The following is a 20,116-nucleotide window of genomic DNA, read 5'->3' as shown; positions in this document are numbered from 1 at the left end:
CGCGCAGCACGCGACCCGTGATCCCCGTCCCACCCGTCACGTCATCCGGCAGGAGCGCCACGCGTGAAGTTCGACGCGCTGATCAACCAGGGCGAGTACTTCCCGCCCTTCTACCTGGACACGATCCTGCCCAAGCAGCTCAGGACGGGCCGCCTGAAGGAGTGGGCGGCCGAGGAGCGCCACGGCCGTCCCACTCCGCGGCAGGGTCTGCGTGATCTCAGCGGCCGCTACTTCGACGTACGCATCACGCTCGGCGGCGAGGCGGAGAAGTTCAACGCCCTGCCCGATCCCGGCGCGCAGGCCGCCCAGCGGCAGGCCGTCGAGGAGCTCAAGGACCACAGCGGCCCGGACGGGCCGCCGGTCTTCCGGCCCGCACCGGGCCCCCGTACGCACCCGGACGATCCCGAGGGGATCTGGCGGGCGGCCCTGGACTCCTGGCACACGGACGTCCTGAAGGCCCTCGGCTTCACCCCGGAACCCGGACACCTCACCGTCCACGGCGCCGCCGGCCCGGTGGCCCTCCCCGTCGCCCATCACGAGCCCGGCATCGCCGTCCTGACCGGCGGCTTCGCCGACGACATCGCGGCCACCCGCGGCGACGGCCACGCCAACCGGCTCGCGGCCCCCATCCGCATCGCCTCCGGCCGCACCCTCACGACCGTCACGGACCTCGCCGCCTGGCTGCTCGCCGCCGAGGACGCCCCCCGCTACGCGCTTCTCCTCTTCGGCGGTGTCATGGTTCTCGCCGACCGCGAGAACTACTCCCGAGGCCGGCACCTCGCCGTCAGCCTGGAGGTGGCACTGCCCCGCAAGGGCACGAAGGGCGCGACGGCCGGAGAGCTCGACGTGATCGCCGCCCTCTTCGGCGCCCAGGCGTTCCGCCCCGCCGAGGACGGCGGCGACGACGACATCTCCCGTCTCGTCGCGGAGTCCCGCGACCACTCCGTCGGCGTGACCGAGGCGCTGCGCGAGGGCCTGAAGGAGTCCGTCCAGCTGATCGCCAACGAGGTCCTGGAACGAGCGGACCAGCAGGGCGTCACCCCCGACGACCTGCCCGCCTGGCTTCCCGACACCCTCGCCGAGCCCGGCTCGCTCCAGCGCGTCCTCACGCAGGAATCCCTCCGGTACCTGTACCGCGTCCTGTTCCTGCTGTACGCGGAGGCCCGCCCCGAACTCGACATCCTTCCGATGAAGAGCGAGGAGTACGCCTCCGGCTACAGCGTGGCCCGGCTCCGCGAACTCGTCGTCCAGGAGAAGCTGTCCAGCGCCTCCCGCGACCGCTACCACTTCCACGACTCCCTGGCCCTCCTCTTCGAGAAGGTCTTCACCGGCCACCCGGTCGCCGGTACGGTCACCACGCGCGGCCTTCCGGCAGACACCGACACCGACACCGGGGCCGGGGCCGGCGAGCTGGCCGAGGACGACGGCCACGCCGGCGTACGCATCGAGGCCCTGCGATCCCGCCTCTTCGACCCCACGTCGATAGGGCTCGTCGACCAGAAGATCGTCCACCCCGGCGACGTCGATGCGGAGGGAAGGCCCCAGGAGGGAGCCCGCACCCTCGACCTGCGGCTCCGCAACAGGGTTCTGCACCGGGTGCTGCGCCACCTGACCATCGCCGAAGGCACCGGCCGCACCGGCCGGGGCGGTTTCATCTCGTACGCCAACCTCAGCATCAACCACCTCGGTTCCGTGTACGAGGGCCTGATGTCGTACACCGGCTTCATCGCCGACGAGCCGCTGTACGAGGTGGCCAAGGGCGGCGATCCCAGCGGTGGTTCCTGGCTGATCCGCCCCGCCCAGGTCGGTTCCGGGCGGTACCCGGACGGCCCGGACGACAGCGTCTTCGTCAAGACCGACTTCAACCCGCAGACCGGGCAGCGGGTCGCGATCCCGCACAAGGTCGGCAGTTACGTCTACCGCCTCGCCGGCCGCGACCGTCAGACCAGCGCCTCCTACTACACCCCCGAGTCCCTCACCCAGGCGACGGTGGAGCAGACCCTGCGCTTCCGCCTCGACGAGAAGGGCGCCGTCGACCCCAAGGAGCCGGAGAAGGCGTGGGTCAACGCCGCCGACGTCCTGCGCTGGCGCGTCTGCGAACCGGCCCTCGGCTCCGGCGCGTTCCTCAACGAGGCCGTCAACCAGCTCGCCGAGCTCTACCTGCGGCTCGCCCAGCGGGAGCGGGGCGTGGAGATCGACCCCGAGGACTACCAGGCCGAACTGCAGAGGACCAAGGCCTACATCGCCCTGCACAACGCCTACGGCGTCGACCTCAACGAGACCGCCGTCGAGCTGGCCGAGATCTCGCTGTGGCTGAACACCATGTACCGGGGGATGAGGGCCCCTTGGTATGGGCTCCACCTGCACCGTGGCAACTCGCTCGTCGGCGCGGCCCGCAGGGTCTACCCGGGCAACTCCCTGCGCGACGGCGGCTGGCTGACCTCCAAGGCCCCGCAGAAGCCGAGGCCCGTCCCGCTCGCGGAGAAGCTGAAGTCACGGGAGGTGCACCAGTTCCTGCTGCCGGCGATGGGCTGGGGCTCGATCGGCGAGAAGGTGTCCGTACGGACCCTGAACAAGGGCAAGCCGGACGAGACCGTGAAGGCCGTCGTCGACGGCGACGTCGTGGACTGGCTGGACCCGAAGCTCGTCGAGGCGCTGCGCAAGTGGCGCTCGGCGATGCGGCGCAACCCGAAGGGCGACCCGAAGAAGAAGACGGCGACCGCGAAGCCGAAGAAGAAGACGGTGGCGGCGCAGAGCGCGGAGACGGACGAACTGTTCCTGGACCTCGGCATGGGGTTCTGGGACCAGCCCACGCTGACCGCCGCCGCCCCGGCCGCCCCGACCGCGACGGCCGCGACGGCCGCCCCCGACACCGACGAGGACCGGGAGCCCGGCGAGAAGACGGAGACGGGCCGCCTCATCCGCCTCGCCCGCCGCGTCGAGTTCCTGTGGGACCTGGTCGTCATGCGCCTGAAGCTGTCGGAGCAGGAGATCTCCCGTCACGTCGACGTGTGGGGAGCGGCGGCGGTGGTGGGCGGCGACAGCGGCAGAACGCCGGTGGACCGGGACGCGGTCCTGGCGGCCCTGCACCGCGAGGGCACCCCGTACTGGCGGCTCAAGCAGCTGATGGACACGTGGTGCGCGCTCTGGTTCTGGCCGCTGGAGAAGACCGGCCAGCTCGACGGCTCGGACGACTTCGAGTACCGGCCGGGCGGCGAGGACCTGCGCGCCCTGCCGAAGGACAGTCACCGGCGCCGCGTCGCTCTCACGGAACTCAAGGACTGGCTGGAGTTCGCCGAGTCGGTCGTGGGACGCGTGGACGCGACGACGGAGGAGGGGAAGCAGGGGGCGCTGCTGTCCTTCGACGGGGTCCGGAGCCTGGAGGAGCTGGACGCCAAGGAGCGCGAACTCGGCGAGCTGATGGCCGAGATGGGGGCGTGGTCCGAGCCGATGGACCTCGGTTACACGTTTCCCTGGTACGAGACTGCGGCCCGGATCGCTCGGGAACGGGGGTTCTTCCACTGGGAGTTGGACTTCGCGCATGTGTTTGCGGGGGGTGGGTTCGACTTGATGGTGGGGAATCCGCCGTGGGTCAAGCAGGAGTGGAAGGAGAGCGGGGTCCTCGCGGAGTTCGAGCCGTGGTTCGAACTGGCAGAGAAGCCGAGCAACGAGGCATGGGACGAGCGAAAGGCCGAGGTGATGGCGTGGCCGGGGGTCCGGTCGGCCTTCATGGGTGAGCTGGCGGACCATGCGGCGATGGGCCAGTTCCTGGGGTCGGTGGACACGTATCCGGAGCTGGTGGGGACGCAGCCGGATCTGTACCGGGCGTTCATGCTGCTGGTGTGGCGAGCGGTGGGAGAGCGGGGGACGGCGGGGCTGATCCATCCGTCGACGCACCTCACGGGGGCGAAGGAGGGGGCGCTGCGCGCGGCCGCCTATCGGCATCTCCGGTTCCATGCCGACTTCACCAATGAGCTGCTCATCTTTGCGAACCCTGTGGGTAACAGCAGTCACTTCAGCGTGAACGTGTACGGCAAGGACAAGGACATTCGCTTTCAGCACATGAGCTGGCTTTTGCACCCGAGCGTACTTGTCAGGTCCGTGCGACATGGAGGTGGAGGGCCTGTGCCGGGCGTCAAGGATCAGGGTAAATGGGACCTGCGCCCGCACCGGGAGCGGATCGTTACGGTGGACAGGGCGCGCCTGGTCAAGTGGCGTGCACTGGCAGGAGAAGAGAACCCGCCTCCGGTGGAGCAGACCAAGATCTTGTACCCCGTGACGCGGGCGGAAGAGTCAGCAATCGCGGCCCTTGCGCAATGGCCACGACGGCTTGGAGCGTTCATCCCGCGAATCAGCCCTGGATTCCACGAGAAGAACGACCGCACGGCTGGCTACTTCTCCTGGACCCCCGGCCCCGTTGACAGTTGGAAGGAGGTCATCCTGCAGGGGCCGCTCATTCACATTGCGACGCCCCTTCATAAGCAGCCACCCGAGGGCGGCTCGAAGAGCATGCGTGACTACGAGGCGTGGGATCACCTCAACCTGGCCGTGGAGGCAGTCCCGCGAACGAACTACCGGCCTAGCGGCTCCCGTTCGAAGTTCGTGGCCGCACAGGACCGCTGGGTAGACCACAGTCGTCTTACGCAATTGCAGGGCAACTTGGCGGCAGTCGCCGCAGCGGAAGATGATGTCAAGGCTGCCGATCCGAAGGTGGGTGGCGATGATCTGATCAGAGCCACCAATGCGCTGCTTCGAGAGGCAAGCCTCCGACCGTACTCAGAGTTCTACAGGGTGGCGTGGCGTAGGCAGATTGCCTCCAACACTGAGCGTAGTCTCTTCGCGGCAGTTGTCCCGCCTGGCCCTGCCCATGTCGACTTGGTGAACTCCATGGCGCTGGCTGACACCACCGAGACGACCTTGGCCGGTGGCTTTATGGCTGCACTCCCCTTGGACTACTTCCTACGATCCACCGGTCGAAGTGATCTCCGGATCGGTGAGACTAAGTCGCTTCCCGCCCCCACGCCAGGCCACCCCCTTGAACAGGCTCTCCTACTCCGTACCCTCCGTCTCAACGCTCAGACCAACGCCTACGCCCCTCTCTGGGAAGAGCTCTACGACTCCGCCTGGCAGCACGACACCTGGGCTGCCGAGAAGGAATGGCCCGATGACACTCCGCCGCTCACCGGCGGCGTCGGACCCACCTGGACCCGGGACACGCCCCTCCGCGCGGAGTTCGCGCGGCGGGCCGCGCTCGTCGAGATCGATGCCCTCGTCGCCGTCTGGCTTGGGATCAGCGCCAATGAGCTGGTCGCCATGTATGACGCCAGATTCCCCGTGCTCCAGCAGTACGAGGAGAACATGTGGTTCGACGCGGCGGGGCGACGGATCGCCAAGGCCCATCAGCAGTACGGGTACGGGCAGTCCAAGGAGGCGTGGAAGCAGTTGAGCAAGCCCGAGGCGTTTCCGATCGAGCACGAGGTACCGGACGGGTACACCGCTCCTCTCCACCGGGCCAACCGCAAGGAAGAAATGAACGCCGCTCACGCTGAGTTCACGCGGCGGATGCGGGCGGTCGGCTGGGAGCCCGGTGACACGAAGGCTCCGGAGGATGCCAGGGCCTGACCCGGACCGTACAGGGCGAGAGCCCTGCCGTCCGACTCGGACCGGCAGGGCTCTCGCGCGTACAGACTTTGGTTGTACTACTCCGCCGTGGCGAGCCCGACGAACCCTGACCAGGCCTCACGCGACACCTGAAGGACCGGGCCAGTCACGGCCTTCGAGTCACGGACGTGCACGGTTCCCGCGCTCGCCGCGACCTCGACGCACTGGCCGCCCTCAGTTCCGCTGTAGCTGCTCTTGAACCACAAGAGGGGCTTAGCGTTGTTCATAGCTCTCCCAGCAACTTCTCGATGAACTCCAGCGACTCTCGCGGGGTGAGAGCCTGTGAACGGATGATCCCATAGCGGGCGGAAGCGAGAACTGTCTGCGCCGGTTCAGTTTCCAACGAGCTGGTGTTCAACGCCTCGACGTACAGGAACTTTTTGCCGTCCTTCCGCGTGACGACGGTGAACGGGCCGTTCACGCCTGCGTTGTCATCGCATTCGGTCGGCATGACCTGGAGCTCGACGTTGCGTTTCTGGCCGATCAGGAGAAGCAGCTCCAGCTGCCCGCGCACCACGTCTCTGCCGCCGTACCGGTGTCGCAGCACCGACTCGTCCATCACGAAACTCAGTAGAGGCGTGGGGCGGCGGTCGAAGATGTCCTGGCGCGCCAGCCGTGCAGATACTCGCTGCTCGGCTGTTTCCTGATCCAGGTACGGTCGCCGCATGGCGAGGAGTGCCCGCATGTACTCTTCGGTCTGGAGCAGGCCGTTGACCACGTGCGTGTCGTAGACCAGCAGCTCCATCGCCTGCTTCTCCAACTGCGCCATCCCCTGGAAGAACACCGGGTACTGCGCCTTCTCCACCTCCTCCTTCCACAGCGCCAGCAGCCCGCCCGCGTCCAGCGCCTCGTCCGCCCGGTCGATCGCCCTCGGCGGTGGAATCCTCCGCCCCTGCTCGAACGAGGCGATGCTCGAAGCGGAGTACCCCAGCCGTTTCCCGAGCTCCTCCCGCTCCATTCCCGCCCGCAACCGCAGCGTCTTCAGGGTCTGCCCGAAAGCGGCGACCACTCCGTTTCCTGATTTGTCCGCAGCCCGCGCGCCATCCGACGCCTCGGCCTCGGCCTCGGCCCCGCGCTCCGTCTGTTCCGCCGTCATCGCACCCAACCTCCCCGGACGACGCCCACGCCGGAGCGCCCGTCATGCCGTGCCCCACGTACCGGTGGCCGACACCGCGCGTACAAGGAGGTCGCGTCGATGCGTCACCGCTGGTCACGCTACGCCACCGTGAGGGCGCTGTTGGTCATGACGAGCAACCTCGACAGCCCCGGCCGTACCACCCAACCCAGCAGCGACTTTCCTTACTTGCGTACCCCGTCCTTCGCCCTGCGGTTCACCTCCGCACCCCGGGGCGCCCGCCTCGCCCGTCGCCCGGTCGCGGTCCGGCTCGACGAGTGAGGTGTGCCGTACGGGCCGAGGCCGCACGGAGCGGTCGTGCTGAGCACCGTGGAGCTGTCCGCGAACGCGGTCCGGCCCCGCCCGGCCGCCCGGACCCAAGTCACGGCCACCCGGGCCGAGCGAGTGCCCCCCAGGCCCGGACGGCTCCGCGCTCCCGGGCTCGCGGGACGGAGGAGGCCGTGGGCTGTTGCTCGCGAAGGGCCCGCCGCCCGCTGGGGCTCGCACTCGAGGCCCCAGGGGCCGGGGAAGACGGTCTGGCCGAGTGCGGGACCTCCTGCTCCGCGCTGCCCGCCTCGGCCCGAGCCGAGCAGCGTGCCGCCGATCCCGTCGAAGGGGGTGGGACTGTCGGTCCCCCCTCGTAGAGTGGGCGTGATCGGTCCCGGTCATCCACGGTGAGCCGCCGGTGGCCGGATCGCGCACCACCACGGGACGGCAAGGGAAGACGGGGGCCACGCACGTCATGCGACCCACACTCGCCGCGCAGACACTGCGCGACACCACGGTCGAGTATCTGACGACGACGTTCGCGCTGGCCGAACCCGACACCCAGGAGGCCCTGGAGGACTTCCTCACCGATCCGGCCGACGGCCTCTTCCGCGGCCCCTATCTGCGGATCCGGCGGCCTTTCCGGCCCGCGGCGGACGGTTGGCAGGAGCGGCTCGACTGGTATCCCGACGCCTTCCAGCCGTACGCGCACCAGGCGGAGTCCTTCGTGCGGCTGAGCAGCAAGGACGGGCACAGGCCGGAGCCGACCCTGGTCACCACCGGGACGGGCTCGGGCAAGACGGAGTCCTTCCTGATCCCCGTGCTCGACCACTGCCGACGGGAGCGTGAGGCGGGGCGGGCCGGGATCAAGGCGGTCCTGCTGTATCCGATGAACGCACTCGCCGGCGACCAGGCCGACCGCCTCGGGGATCTCCTCGACCGGGACACGCGGCTGGGCGAGGTCACGGCCGGGCTGTACATCGGCGAGGCGTCCTCCGGGGGCACGTCGCCGTACGGGCGGGTGATGGTGGACCGGGCGGAGATCCGCCGCAATCCCCCGGACATCCTGATCACCAACTACAAGATGCTCGACCTGCTGCTCCAGCGGCAGCAGGACGCCCAGTTGTGGGCGGACGCCGACCTGGCCTACGTCGTCGTCGACGAGTTCCACACCTACGACGGGGCCCAGGGCACCGATGTGGCGATGCTGCTCCGACGGCTCGCCGCCGTCGTCGGTGCCGACGACGAGGGACGTCCGCTGGGCGGGATCTGCCCGGTCGCGACCTCCGCGACGCTCGGCTCCGCAGGGGGCGGGGACCCGGCGGCGTCCGGTCCCCGGGCCATGCTGGACGTGGCCTCGCAGGTGTTCGGGGTGCGGTTCCCCGACGACGCCGTGATCGGTGAGGACCGGCGGGACACCGAGGAGTTCCTGCTGCCCGTCGACCACTCGCTGCCGCTCCCGTCGCCCGGCGAGCTGGCAGGCCTGCCGGACCCGGCGCGTACGACCGACGGCATGGACGCCATCGCGCGCGCGACCCTCGGATGCGACACGGCCGACGCGGGAGAGCTCGGGCGGCGCCTGCTGGCCCACCCGCTCACCCACGAGCTGCTGCGGTCCAAGGACGCGCCGCTGACCGCCGTGGAAGCGCTTGAGGTCTTCCCCGCCACCTCGGCCTGGCGTGCCGCGGCCGAGCGGGACCCGGACACCGCCGCCCGCGCCCTCGCGCGCTTCGTGGCGCTGATCTCGGTGGCACGCGACCCGAAGCCCGGACCCGACGGGCGGGAGCGGCCGCTGCTGCTCGTGGAGAACCACCTGTGGCTCCGGGCCATGTCGCGGGTGCTGCGGTTCGTCGCACCTCGGCCGGTGTTCTCCTGGTCGGACGGAGACCAGGTCGCTCCTGCCGCGCAGGACGGCCCGGCGGCCGAGCGGCACTCCGTGACCGTCGCCGCGCAGGCCGAGCGGCGACTGCACGCGCGGGGAGCGGGGCGCCTGCCCGCCGCCTACTGCCGGCACTGCGGGCGCTCCGGCTGGGCGGCGATCTGCCCCGACCGCGACCCGCAGAACCTGAACCACGCCTCCGACGAGATCTATCGCGCCGCCGCGTCCGGTGGCGCCGCGAAGGGGCGCGTGAGGGCCATGATCGCGGCCACCCCGGCCGAAGCGGCCGAACAGGCCCGGGCCAAGATCGCCCGCAAGTCCGCCCACCGGGCACGCAAGGGCGCCGCCCACGACGCGAGCCTGCTGGTCCTGGAGGAAAACGGGCGAGCCCTGCGCAGCCTCGACCCGGACGAGGTCCTGCCCCATGGGGAGGGCGGCGCGATCGCGCCGGCGCCGGAGAACGGCGTCTACGTGTGGGCGTGGTTCGACAACCACGCGGAGAAGGCCGACTACTCCGAGCAGGACCGTTGCCCCGCCTGCGGGCAGAACCAGGGCATCCGCTTCCTCGGTGCGGGCGTCGCCCCGCTCGCCTCCGTCGTCGTCACCCAGCTCTTCACCGGCGGCGAGCTGCCGAAGGCGGACGAGCAGCAGCGGGACCGCCGCAAGACGCTGATCTTCAACGACTCGGTGCAGGACGCCGCTCACCGTGCCGGGTTCGTCGCCAGCCGCTCCTGGAAGTTCTCGCTGCGCTCACTCCTCCACGACCAGTTGGTGGCGGGAATCGCCGAGAGCCCGGAGTACGCGGCCCACGGCGCACCGCTCAACGAACTGATCGCCTCCCTCGTGGCCCGTTCGGCCGAGCCCGGCGAACAACTCCTCGCCGCCGTCGTACCGCCCGACCTGGACACCATCGAACCGGTCAGGCGCCTCCTCGACGGCAAGAAGAACGTCACCAGGGCGACATGGAAGCTGGTCGGCGAGCGCCTCGCCTTCAACACGCTCCTGGAGTTCGGACTCCACTCCCGGCTCGGCCGGACCCTGGAACTGACCCGCACGGTCGCGGCCGAGGTGCATCTGCCCGACCCCGCGAGAGCCGCCGAGGCGGCCGAGGCGCTGTTCGACGTCCAGCTGAGCGCGCGACTGCCCCTGACTCCCGACGCACCCGGCGACGGTGACGGGACACCGGCCGCCGCGTGGGGGCGGCAGGCCGGGCCGCCCGCCGAAGGAACACCCGAGCGGCTGCGCTTCTTCGAGGGATACGTCCGCGGCCTGCTCGAACACCTCCGGCAGTCCGGCGGCATCCACCACCGATGGCTGGACGCCTTCATCGACGACGGCGGCCGCAACCGCTACCTCCTCTCCTCCGCCCGGCCGCCGGGCATGCCCGCGTTCGGACGCCATTCCGAGTTCCCGGCGTTCGTCCTCGTCGGACCGGGCGGCGGGCGGACGAAGTTCGAGCGGATCGACACCCGCGACAGCTGGTACGTCGACTTCACCCGCCGCTGTCTCGGCCTGGACCAGGAGGCCGCCGGGACGTACCTCGCCGCCCTCTTCGAGCAGCTCTCCGACGAGCGGATCGGCGCGCTGGCCCGGCGACGGATCAGCGGCGGCGACAACCGGCAGGGACATGGTGTGTACGGGCTCACCCCCGGGCACATCCGCGTCCGGCCCCTGGAGGACGAACAGACCGGTGCCGCCGCCCTCACCTGCCCCGAGTGCGGCTGGACCCAGACCGTGCCGCCCGAGCGTGCCGCCGTCTGGCAGGGCACCCGGTGCCCGCTCAAGCGCTGTGAGGGAACCCTCGCCCGCCCCTCGGCCGACGCCGGAGGCCGGGCCGCCCGCGACTACCGCTCCGACTACTACCGGCGGCTCTACCGGGAGGCCGAACCGTACAGCGTGGTCGCCGCCGAGCACACCGGTGTCCTCAGCCGCAAGGAACGCGAAGAGGTGGAGAAGGGCTTCCGGCGCGGTGAGAAGCACACCGACCCCAACGTCCTCTCCTGCACGCCCACCCTGGAACTCGGCATCGACATCGGCCAGCTGGAAGCGGTCGTCCTCGCCTCGCTGCCCCCCACCACGGCCGGCTACGTCCAGCGGGTCGGCCGGGCGGGCCGCTCCACCGGCAACGCGTTCATGGTCTCGCTCGCCGACACCAGTCCGCGCGCGCTGTACCACCTCGCGGAACCCCGGCACCTGATCGCCGGTCCCATCCTGCCGCCCGGCTGCTTCCTGTCCGCGGGCGAGCTGCTGTGCCGGCAGTACACCGCCTACCTCATCGACCGGTCCGCCCGGGGGAAGCTGGAAGGCGTCCCGCCGCTGCCCGACCGGGTCACCCAGCTCATGGGCCGCAACGCCTGGCTGAAGCAATTCCGTGAAGCGGCGACCTCCCACGCGCACCTCGTCGAGGACTTCCTGCGGCTGTTCCCCGACATCGACGGCGTGCCCGGCTCCGGAGTCTCCCGGGACGCGCGCGCGGTCGTACGACGGTACGCCCGGGAGAAGCTCGCCGACCGGCTGCGCGCGGCGGAGGCCGCCTGGGAGGCCGACCGCGCCGAACTCGCCCGCCGCCGCCACCTGATCAACGAGGCGGTCGACTCCCTCCAGGAAGCCGTGGAGGACGAGGCCCGGGAGAAACGGAACCTCGTCCGGGAAGCGGCCGGAGTCGCGGCGCGCCTCCAGACGATGGCGCTCGCCGGCGCCCAGGGCTTCCTCGTCGAATACGGGCTGCTCCCCAACTACAGCCTCGTCGAGGACGGGGTACGCCTGGAGGCCATGCTCAGCCGCAAGGAGCCGGTGCGCAGGAAGCGCGGCGAGGTCGCGGTGGCCGGCGGGGACGGCCCCGCCGAACGCTGGCGCAGCGAGCCCCGGGTCTACGATCGCCCCGCGGCGTCCGCCCTGACCGAACTCGCCCCGGGCAACGCCTACTACGTCCGCGGTTACCGGCACGTCGTCGACGGCTTCGACCTCGGCCCCGTACGCGAGGACTCCTCCGACCACACGCCCGTCGGCCTCCGGCTGTGGCGGGTGTGCAAGGACTGCGGGCACGTGCGCACCGGCGACCGGGCCGAACAGGACACCTCGGCCTGTCCGCGCTGCGGCGGCACCGGCATCGGCGGACGCACCGCCCTGCACCGGGTCGTCGTGCCCCACAAGGTCACCGCCCACGACAAGCGGGACGACGCCAGGATCGTCGACGACCACGACAACCGCACGCGCACGCCCTACACCACGGTCACCGCCGTCGACATCGACCCGGCCGACATCAAGGAGACCTGGCGGCACCAGAAGACGACCTTCGGCGTCGACCACGTCCGCGAGGCCGTCATCCGCCGCTTCAACCTCGGCAAGAGCCGGCACGGGCGGCGCGACGAGACCTTCTTCGCGGGCCGGGAGACGACGGTGACGGGGTTCACCGTCTGCCCGCGCTGCGGCGGTGCCACCGACCGCGAGCCCGGCCACGGCCCCGCCCAGGAAGCCATCAGCCAGTCCCTCCTCGGCAGGACCGAACTGGCCCACCACCGGCCCTGGTGCGTGGTCCGGCGCCGCGACAAGCAGGCCAGGCCCGAGGACGTCCAGGTGATCACCGCCACCGAACACCGCACGGAAGCCCTGCGCATCCTGTTGCCCGCGGCCACCCTCAACGTCCCCGAACGCCTCGCCTCGTTCTCCGCGACCCTCCACCTCGGCCTCGCCCTGCGCTACGGCGGCGACCCCGCGCACATCCGCTCCGCCGCCGTCACCGAACCCGACCGGGAGACCGGACTCACCCGCAACTACCTGGTCCTCTACGACGCCCTTCCGGGCGGCACCGGCTACCTCCAGCGCCTCGCGGACCGCGAGGGCGAGGAGTTCCGCGACGTCCTCGCCGAGGCCCAGAAGCGCCTGCGCGCCTGCCCCTGCAAGGACGACACCACGCGCCGCGCCTGCCACCGCTGCCTGCTGCCCTACGCCCCCGAGAGGGAGTACAAGGACGTCGACCGGCAGGAGGCCCTGTGGATGCTGGACCATCTGCTCGGCGCCGACGGCGGCAGCGACTGGGACGTCCGCAAGGAGGCCCCCGACGCCCGGCTCCGCTTCGCCGACCAGGCGGAGAGCGACCTGGAACTCCGCTTCATCGAATGTCTCGACCGCTGGCTCGCCGCCCCCGGCAACGCGGTCGCGGCCGATCACACGCAGACGCCCACCGGCAGGCACGGCAAGCAGTTCACCCTGCCCCGGCCGGACGGTCACGCCGTGCGCTGGGAGGTCGTCGCCCAGAAGGACCTCCACGGTTACCGCACCCGCCCCGACCTGCTCTTCCGCCCCGTGGCCGGGGACACCACCGGCGACGGGGCGCCACCGCTGCCGATCGCCGTCTACCTCGACGGATACCGCTGGCACGCCTCGTCCCGTACCAACCGCGTCGCCTCCGACGCGGCCAAACGGGCCCGGCTGCGCGCCGACGGGATACTCGTCTGGCAGATCACCTGGGACGACGTCGTCGCATGGGACCACGCCCTCAGGGGGAGTCCGGAACCGGCGGCCGACGCCGCGCCCGACCCGCTCGCCGCCGTCGTCGCCGGCCCCGCGGCGGACGCCGCCTGGCCGCCGTACGACGTGGCGGACCCGGCGGGGCCCGGCGCCAAGGTGCGGGAGCTGTGGCAGCGGCGACGCCACGACCCGGCAGACGTGGACGCCCTGTACGCCGGAGCCGTCCCCGCGCTGCTCGCGTTTCTGCGCGATCCCCGGCCTGCCAAGTGGCAACTGCTGGCCACGCTGGCCGTCAGCGCGCCCGCGGCCCTGCGACAGAGGGAACTCGTCGGTGCGGACCCGGCCTCCGCGACCCGCTGGATCGAGGCCGCCGTACGCGACGAACCTCTGCCGGCAGTCAGCGGGAACGGGCTCAGACTGCTGCGCCTCAAGGACGGTTCCGGACTGCCTCTGGTCCTCGCGGCCGCCTCACGCACCGACGGCAAGGCGCTTCGGTGGAGCGCCCTCGCCGTCCTCGACGACCGGGACGAGGCCGTCGCCGGCGACCGCCCCGAGCACCGGCGCCGCTGGAAGGCGTGGCTGGGCTGGGGCAACATCATCCAGTTCCTCGACCCCACCGGTGCGGGGCAGGCCGACGGACTCGCGCTGGCCCGTACGACGCTCGACGGGTTCGACGCCGCGCTGCTCGCCGCCACGGCGGGCCCGGTCACCGGGCTGTTGCCCGCACTGCGCGCCGAAGCGCCCGGCACCGGGCTCCCCCTCCCCGAACCCGACGCGGAACCAGGGGAGAGGGACCCTGCGGCGGTCCGGGCTCCGGCTGCCGAGGAGCGAGCCGCGCGGGCCGAGGTACCCGAGGCCGGCAGGACCTCCCTCGAACAGACTGTGTGGCAGCTGGTTCTGGGAGAGCTCTCCAAGTACGGCGACCCCGATGTCGCGGAGTTCGCCGCGCGCCTCGCGGGCCGCGGTGACGTCCCCGCGGGGCGGGCCGGCTGGGACATCGACGGGGTGCCCCGCACCGTGGAACTGGCCTGGCCCGACCGCCGCGTCGGGATCGTCCTCGCCGAGGACGCCGGGGACGCCGAGTACATGGCGCGGTGTGCCGCGGCGGGATGGCAGGTACGCGCGCCGGGGGAGTGGGACGCCGACGAGCTCGCCCGCATGCTGGGCGAAGAGGAGGACACCCGATGACTCAGGCGGCAGGGCGGCCGGGAGGCCCGGCCAGGACCCGGGTCCGGGCGAGCCGTCAGGCCGGTGCGGACATCACCCGGCGGGGCGGGGCCGTCAAGGACGCCGTCGGGGTCTTCGTCCGCCGTCTGCGGGCCGACCGTCACAACAAGGCGCTGAGCCTGAGCTTCCTGCGCGCCGCCGGTGACGGGGCGGATCTCCACCTGGGGCGTGCAGACGCCCGGTGCATGGTCCTGCTCCTTTCGACCGAGGGCGGAGACGAAGTACAGCTTCTCGCCGTCCGGGACGGCGCCTTCGCCCGCGACGAACTCACCCGTCTCACCGTCGCCATCAACTCCGAGTCCGGCGCCGTCGAGGTGGCCGATCAGGGTGAGGCCACCGCCAACGTCGTCGCCCTCTCCGAGCGCTCCGGGACCGGGACGCCGGCCACCGGTCCCGCCCCGCCGGCCACCGACACCGCGCCGACCGCTTCCACGAGCAGTCTGCGTCCACCACTCTTCGCCGCCCACGACGACGAGCTCCTGGTCAAGCTCGGTGTGGTGCGGTCCCTGCTGCCGGCCATCCGGAAGATCACCACGGATGAGCAACTGGACAAGCTGCTCACCCACAACCTTCCGGAACTCACCCGCGACGTCCTGACCGCCCTGCGCGACCACAGGGACCCCGCGGATGTGGAACGCCTGATCACGAGCACCTGGCGTCCCGAGGGAGAGGACGTCGACGTCCGGGACTGGGCGGGTGCGGCCCGGCGAGCCGTCTCCCAGGCCGAGACCGACGACGACGCCGTACTCGAAGCTCTGGGCAACGGATTCGACGCCTGGCGGCTCTTCCTCCACCCCGAACAGCGCCGGCTCGCGAAGGCGGCCTTCAAGGGTTCGGCCAAGGTGACCGGCGGCCCCGGAACGGGCAAGACGGTCGTCGCCCTGCACCGCGTACAGCAACTCGTCGACCGGCTGACGCCCGGCCACAACCGTGCCGTGCTGCTCACCACGTACAACACCAACCTCGCCCTCGAACTGCGCGAACGGCTGCGGGACCTGGGCGGCGACGAGCTGTTGCGCCGGGTCGACGTCAAGTCCGTCGACGTGCTCGCCCGCGAGATCCTCCAGGAGTCCCGCACGGAACTCGGCAGGCCGCTGGACGACGAGGCGGCGATCAACCTCTGGCACGACATCCGCGTGGAGACCGGGCTGCTCCACTACGACGCCGAGTTCCTCGACAGCGAGTTCAAGCACGTCATCCTCGCGAAGCGCTGCGGATCCTGGGACCTCTACCGGCGGATCGGCCGCACCGGCCGTCCCCGCATCACCCCACCTCAGCGCCACGAGGTGTGGCAGCTCGTTCAGGCGTACCAGGCCCGCCTGGCCGTCGCGCCACGGCGGACGACCTACGCGGTCATCGCCGACCGGGCGGCCGGCCTCGAACAGCACCGGATGGCGCGCGTCGAGGAGCAGGCCCGCTACAAGGACGAGCAGGGCGGCCGCGACCTCATCCACCGGGAGGCGGGCAGCGGTATGTGGCTCAGGCCCAGATACCAGCACGTGGTGGTCGACGAGGCCCAGGACCTGTCCGGTTCGCACTGGCGCATGCTCCGGGCCATGGTCCGCAAGGGCCCCGACGACATCTTCCTCGTCGGAGACGCCCACCAGCGGATCTACGGGGGCCGGGTCGTCCTGAGCGATCACGGCATCGTGATCCGGGGCCGCGCCTCGCGACGCCTCACGCTCAACTACCGCACCACACGACAGATTCTGGGCAGCGCCAACGGGCTGATCGCCGGCGCGTCCTTCGACGACCTGGACACCGGAACCGACACGCTCGACGGCTACCGGTCCGTACTCACCGGACTCGCCCCGCAGTTCTGGCGTGCCCCCGACCGGACGAGCGAGATGCGGGCGGTGGCCGTTCTCATCAAGGAGCGCCACGACGCACACGGCACGCCCTACTCGGCCATGGCTGTCGCCGTGCCCGACCAGAGCGCCGCCCAGGAGTTCGCGTACCGGCTCGCCGACGAGTTCCGCATCCCGGTCGTTCCTCTCGGCAAGGAGGGTGTCCGCTCCGGCGAGGACGCCGTACGCATCGGCACCATGCACCGCTTCAAGGGCCTCGAATTCCAGCGCGTCTTCCTCACCTCCGTCGGCGAGGGGCAGGTGCCGCGCCAGAGTATCGAGCAGTACCGGCTCGCCAACCCCGACCGCTACCGGCTGGAGGAACAGCGAGCACGATCCCTGGTCTTCGTCGCCGCCACCCGCGCCCGTGACGAGCTCGTCGTCAGCTGGAGCGGCAAGGCCAGCCGCTTCCTGCCGCCCGACGCGGACGCCACCGCCTTCCGGGCGACGGATCTGCTGCGCCCGCAGGGTCCGGCCTCCGGACCGGCGACGGCGTCCGTCGCCTGACGGCCGACCGGGGGAACATGTGCTGCTCCCGTTGTCTCACCCAGCCCCTGCAGTCCCTCCCATGACACCACCGACTTCCGCCGGTACACCGACCGGCGATGCACTGGAAAGCGACCACACCTCGGACCGGATGGACCGGTTGAGAGCGCTTCTGAAGACCGCGAGTCCCGCCGAGGCGGGCGAGGGCGTCAGGGAACTCATGGTGCTCGCGGCGTCGGATGGTGGCAGGGAGGCTCTCGACCTGGCCGTGCGGTACAGCGGCGTGTCCGACTGTTCCACCGGGGAACAGGCCCGGCCTCGGTCGCCCCCGTGCGGCTCTCTCCACACAGCCACGGGTTCTGCCCTGCCGAGGCAGCGGGGCCGGCCTTACTGGCGGGCCTTCAGATGCCTTGCTTCGGTTCGCGGATCACGCTGTCGGCCGGAGTGAGGCAGCGGCGTACCAGTGTGAGAGTGCGCTCGGTGACCGTGTCGAGTGGGGTGCCGTGCTCCACGGCGGACAGGGCCGTGTGCAGCATTCCGGCGATCAGGTCGGCCGTGAGCTCGGGGTCGGGGATGTCGATCTCCCTGACGGCGTCACGGAACGGTGCGACCTGCTCCAGGTGGAGTTCCATCAGCCTCTCCAGGCCGGCGGGAGGCAGACCGGCGCTCATGAGGGCGGCCGTCGGCCGGTGCGCGCCTTCGGCGCCGAGGCGGAGGCTTTCCCTGAAGAACGCCTCGACGCGTTCCACCGGGCCGTTCGCGGCGGCCATGGCGTTGGTGAGTGCTTCGTTGGAGCGCCGGAACGCTTCCTCGGTGATGGTGGCCAGCAGGGCTGCGGATGAGTTGAAGTACTGATACACGCTGGAGCGGGCCAGGCCCGCCCGGGCGCCGACCGCCGCGGGTGTGACGGCGGTGGCGCCCTCGGTCACCAGGATGTCGATCGCTGCCCCGATCAGCGCTTCGCGCTGCTGGGCGCGATGTTCGGCGACGGTGGAGGCGTTGATCTTCGGCATGCGGGACAGACTCCTGGGTGGCGAGCGGGGCCGGGCGCTGAGGCGTCGGCCTGCGGCGCCGGTCAGGACAGGCGGCCGTCGACCATCTCGTGCACCCGGTCGGCAGCGTCCATTATCGCCGTGTCGTGGGTGACCATGACCGTGGCCGTGCCGCGCTCATGGGTCTGCTCGGCGATCAGCTGTACCGCCTCGGCCGAACGTACCCGGTCCAGCGCGGAGGTGGGTTCGTCCACCAGCAGGACGGCGGGGGAGGTCATCAGCGCGCGGGCCAGACCGGCGCGCTGGCGTTCGCCTCCGGACAGCTGGTGCGGACGGGAGCCGGCGCGGTGTGAGAGCCCGACCGCGTCGATGAGCTCGTCGGCCCGGGTCCGGGCCGCGGCGTCGAGGCGGCCGTCGATGTGCAGGGGCAGTAGAAGCTGTTCCCGCACGGTCAGGGAGGCCAGCAGATTCGACTGCTGGAAGACGAAGCCGATATGGCGACGGCGGGCCGCGGTGCGTTCCTTGTCCGACAGCGCGGTCAGCTCGGTGCCGGCGATGTGGACTCTGCCCGAGGTGGGCTGCTGAAGGCCCCCGGCGACGGCGAGGAGGCTGGACTTGCCGGAGCCCGAGGGGCCGACGACGGCGACGAACTCTCCGGGAGCGACGGTCAGGTCGACGTCGTCGAGGGCGGTGACGGCGGTGTCGCCGTCTCCCAGGGTGAGGGTGATGCCGAGCAGTCGCAGCCCACCGGATCCTGTCGCGTCCGAGGCGGCCCGGTGGTCGGTGGAGGGTGTGGTCATCGGGTGGCTCCCAGAGCGGTCAGGGGGTCGACGGCGGTGATGCGGCGGACGGCAACGATGGCGCCCACGGTTCCGAGCCCGATGAGGAGGCCGGAGGAAGTGGCGATGGCCGGGGCGGAGAGGGAGAACGGGGCCTTTCCGATCATCGCGCTCCCCAGGGCCAGGCCGACAGCGGTGCCGACGGCCGTCGCACCGACGAGCACGGCGACGACCTGTGCCAGTGCGTCGCGCAGGATGTATCCAGTCGGCGCGCCGAGCGCCTTCAGCAGGGCGATCTCGGCCTTGCGCTGCACGGTCCAGACGGTGAAGAAGGCACCGACGACCAGAGCCGAGATGGCATACAGGAAGCCCTTGATCAGGGCCATGGTGCTCGACTCGGCCGTGTAGCCCGGGGACGCGTCGAAGGTGGCCTCCTTGGTGTCGGCGCGGGTGTCGGTCGCCTTCGCCACAGCGGCGACGTCGGCACCCTCCTCCAGAGTCAGGGCGACGGCCGTGGCCTGCCGGCGTGCGGCCTCGGGCAGGTCACCCGGCAGGCCGTAGTGCAGACGCTGCCAGGTGCCGAGGTCCGTGTAGGCGACCCCGATGTGGCCGTAGGAGACGGTCTCGGCGACCATGCCGACGACCTTCAGCGGCACCATGCTCTTGTCCGCGGTCAGCACATCCCCGACCTCGACCCCCAGATCGGCGATCTCCTGTGTGATGACGATCCCCGCACCGTTCTCCTTCAGACCCTCGCCCTTGGTGGACCTGGGAGCCATGGGCGAGTCCGGCGCCATACCGAAGACGGCGAGGTTGACCTGCTCGCCCTTCTCGGCACCCTGGGTCACCTGGGCGTTGGCCAGGGTGTTCCCGAACGGCTCCGCCCGCTCCACGCCCGGGGCCTCGGACCATGCCTGCCAGTCCTCCTGCTCCACGGTCGAACGGGAGAACTGCTCGCTGGTCGCTTTCCCGTCGAAGGCCATATGGGTCATGGGCAGCGCGCGCAGACCGGATATACCGGCATCCGCCAGGCCTGAGGCGAGCCCGGACAGGAGTACGCCGAGTACGGCGATGAGTGCGACCACCGCACCCATGAGGGCGAAGCGACCGCGGGCGAAGCGCAGATCGCGTAGGGCAAGGAACACGGAATCTCCGAGCGATGAGGGTGGCGGGGGCAGGCGACGGCACGCAACCGGTGCTTTGCGTAAACTTGACGACTTACGTGTCGGCATCCTAGCGGATGTTACCGACAAGACTGTCGGTACATCGCGTGGAGGTGGCCGGCGGGACACTCGTCCGACGCCCGTTCCGGCGCCGGACGCTCGTCCGCGCGAACGGTCTGGTGCGGCTGGTGAAGGAGTAAGCGAGTTCACGGCCGCGCGCAGTCTCTCCCC

9 protein-coding genes are annotated in these 20,116 nt (G+C 71.0%); 4 read left to right on the top strand and 5 right to left on the bottom strand.

The features are described 5' to 3' along the window. The first annotated feature begins 63 nt into the window (after positions 1–63). Positions 64–5,622 carry an Eco57I restriction-modification methylase domain-containing protein gene (locus F0344_RS36490; RefSeq protein WP_185297889.1) on the top strand — a complete coding sequence of 1,853 codons (5,559 nt, stop codon included), beginning with the start codon at positions 64–66 and terminating at the stop codon, positions 5,620–5,622. A 77-nt stretch (positions 5,623–5,699) separates the two neighbouring features. Here F0344_RS36490 and F0344_RS06635 read toward each other — a convergent pair whose 3' ends face one another. After that, on the bottom strand, positions 5,700–5,888 hold the full coding sequence (locus tag F0344_RS06635; protein ID WP_185297888.1) for a DUF397 domain-containing protein: 189 nt from the start codon (positions 5,886–5,888) through the stop codon (positions 5,700–5,702). Further along, positions 5,885–6,757: a helix-turn-helix domain-containing protein gene (locus F0344_RS06630; protein ID WP_185297887.1), complete on the bottom strand. Its 873-nt coding sequence runs from the start codon at positions 6,755–6,757 to the stop codon at positions 5,885–5,887. Before F0344_RS06630 ends, F0344_RS06635 begins: the two co-directional genes overlap by 4 nt. 99 nt (positions 6,758–6,856) lie before the next feature. Here F0344_RS06630 and F0344_RS36485 point away from each other — a divergent pair, with 99 nt between their 5' ends. The 3 genes from F0344_RS36485 (at position 6,857) to F0344_RS06615 (ending at position 16,972) form a co-directional block, all read left to right on the top strand. Next, positions 6,857–7,057, top strand: coding sequence for a hypothetical protein (locus F0344_RS36485; protein WP_308460892.1), 201 nt, complete (start codon positions 6,857–6,859; stop codon positions 7,055–7,057). A 460-nt stretch (positions 7,058–7,517) separates the two neighbouring features. Beyond that, entirely contained in the window at positions 7,518–14,579 is a 7,062-nt protein-coding gene (locus tag F0344_RS06620) for a DEAD/DEAH box helicase (protein ID WP_185297886.1), read from the top strand. Continuing rightward, entirely contained in the window at positions 14,576–16,972 is a 2,397-nt protein-coding gene (locus F0344_RS06615) for a UvrD-helicase domain-containing protein (protein ID WP_185297885.1), read from the top strand. Before F0344_RS06620 ends, F0344_RS06615 begins: the two co-directional genes overlap by 4 nt. Positions 16,973–17,352: 380 nt before the next feature. Here the strand turns inward: F0344_RS06615 and F0344_RS06610 are convergent, their stop codons facing one another. From F0344_RS06610 to F0344_RS06600, 3 genes are all read right to left on the bottom strand, one after another. Further along, complete coding sequence (locus tag F0344_RS06610; protein ID WP_185297884.1) at positions 17,353–17,964, bottom strand: TetR/AcrR family transcriptional regulator; 612 nt, start codon at positions 17,962–17,964, stop codon at positions 17,353–17,355. Between the two features lie 62 nt (positions 17,965–18,026). After that, positions 18,027–18,743 (bottom strand): ABC transporter ATP-binding protein, encoded by a 717-nt coding sequence (locus F0344_RS06605; RefSeq protein ID WP_185297883.1) that lies wholly within the window; start codon positions 18,741–18,743, stop codon positions 18,027–18,029. Beyond that, positions 18,740–19,867: an ABC transporter permease gene (locus tag F0344_RS06600; RefSeq protein ID WP_185297882.1), complete on the bottom strand. Its 1,128-nt coding sequence runs from the start codon at positions 19,865–19,867 to the stop codon at positions 18,740–18,742. Before F0344_RS06600 ends, F0344_RS06605 begins: the two co-directional genes overlap by 4 nt. Between the last annotated feature and the right edge of the window lie 249 nt (positions 19,868–20,116).

This window comes from Streptomyces finlayi (assembly GCF_014216315.1).
Lineage (GTDB): Bacteria > Actinomycetota > Actinomycetes > Streptomycetales > Streptomycetaceae > Streptomyces > Streptomyces finlayi_A.
This window is presented reverse-complemented; position numbering and strand designations above follow the sequence as displayed.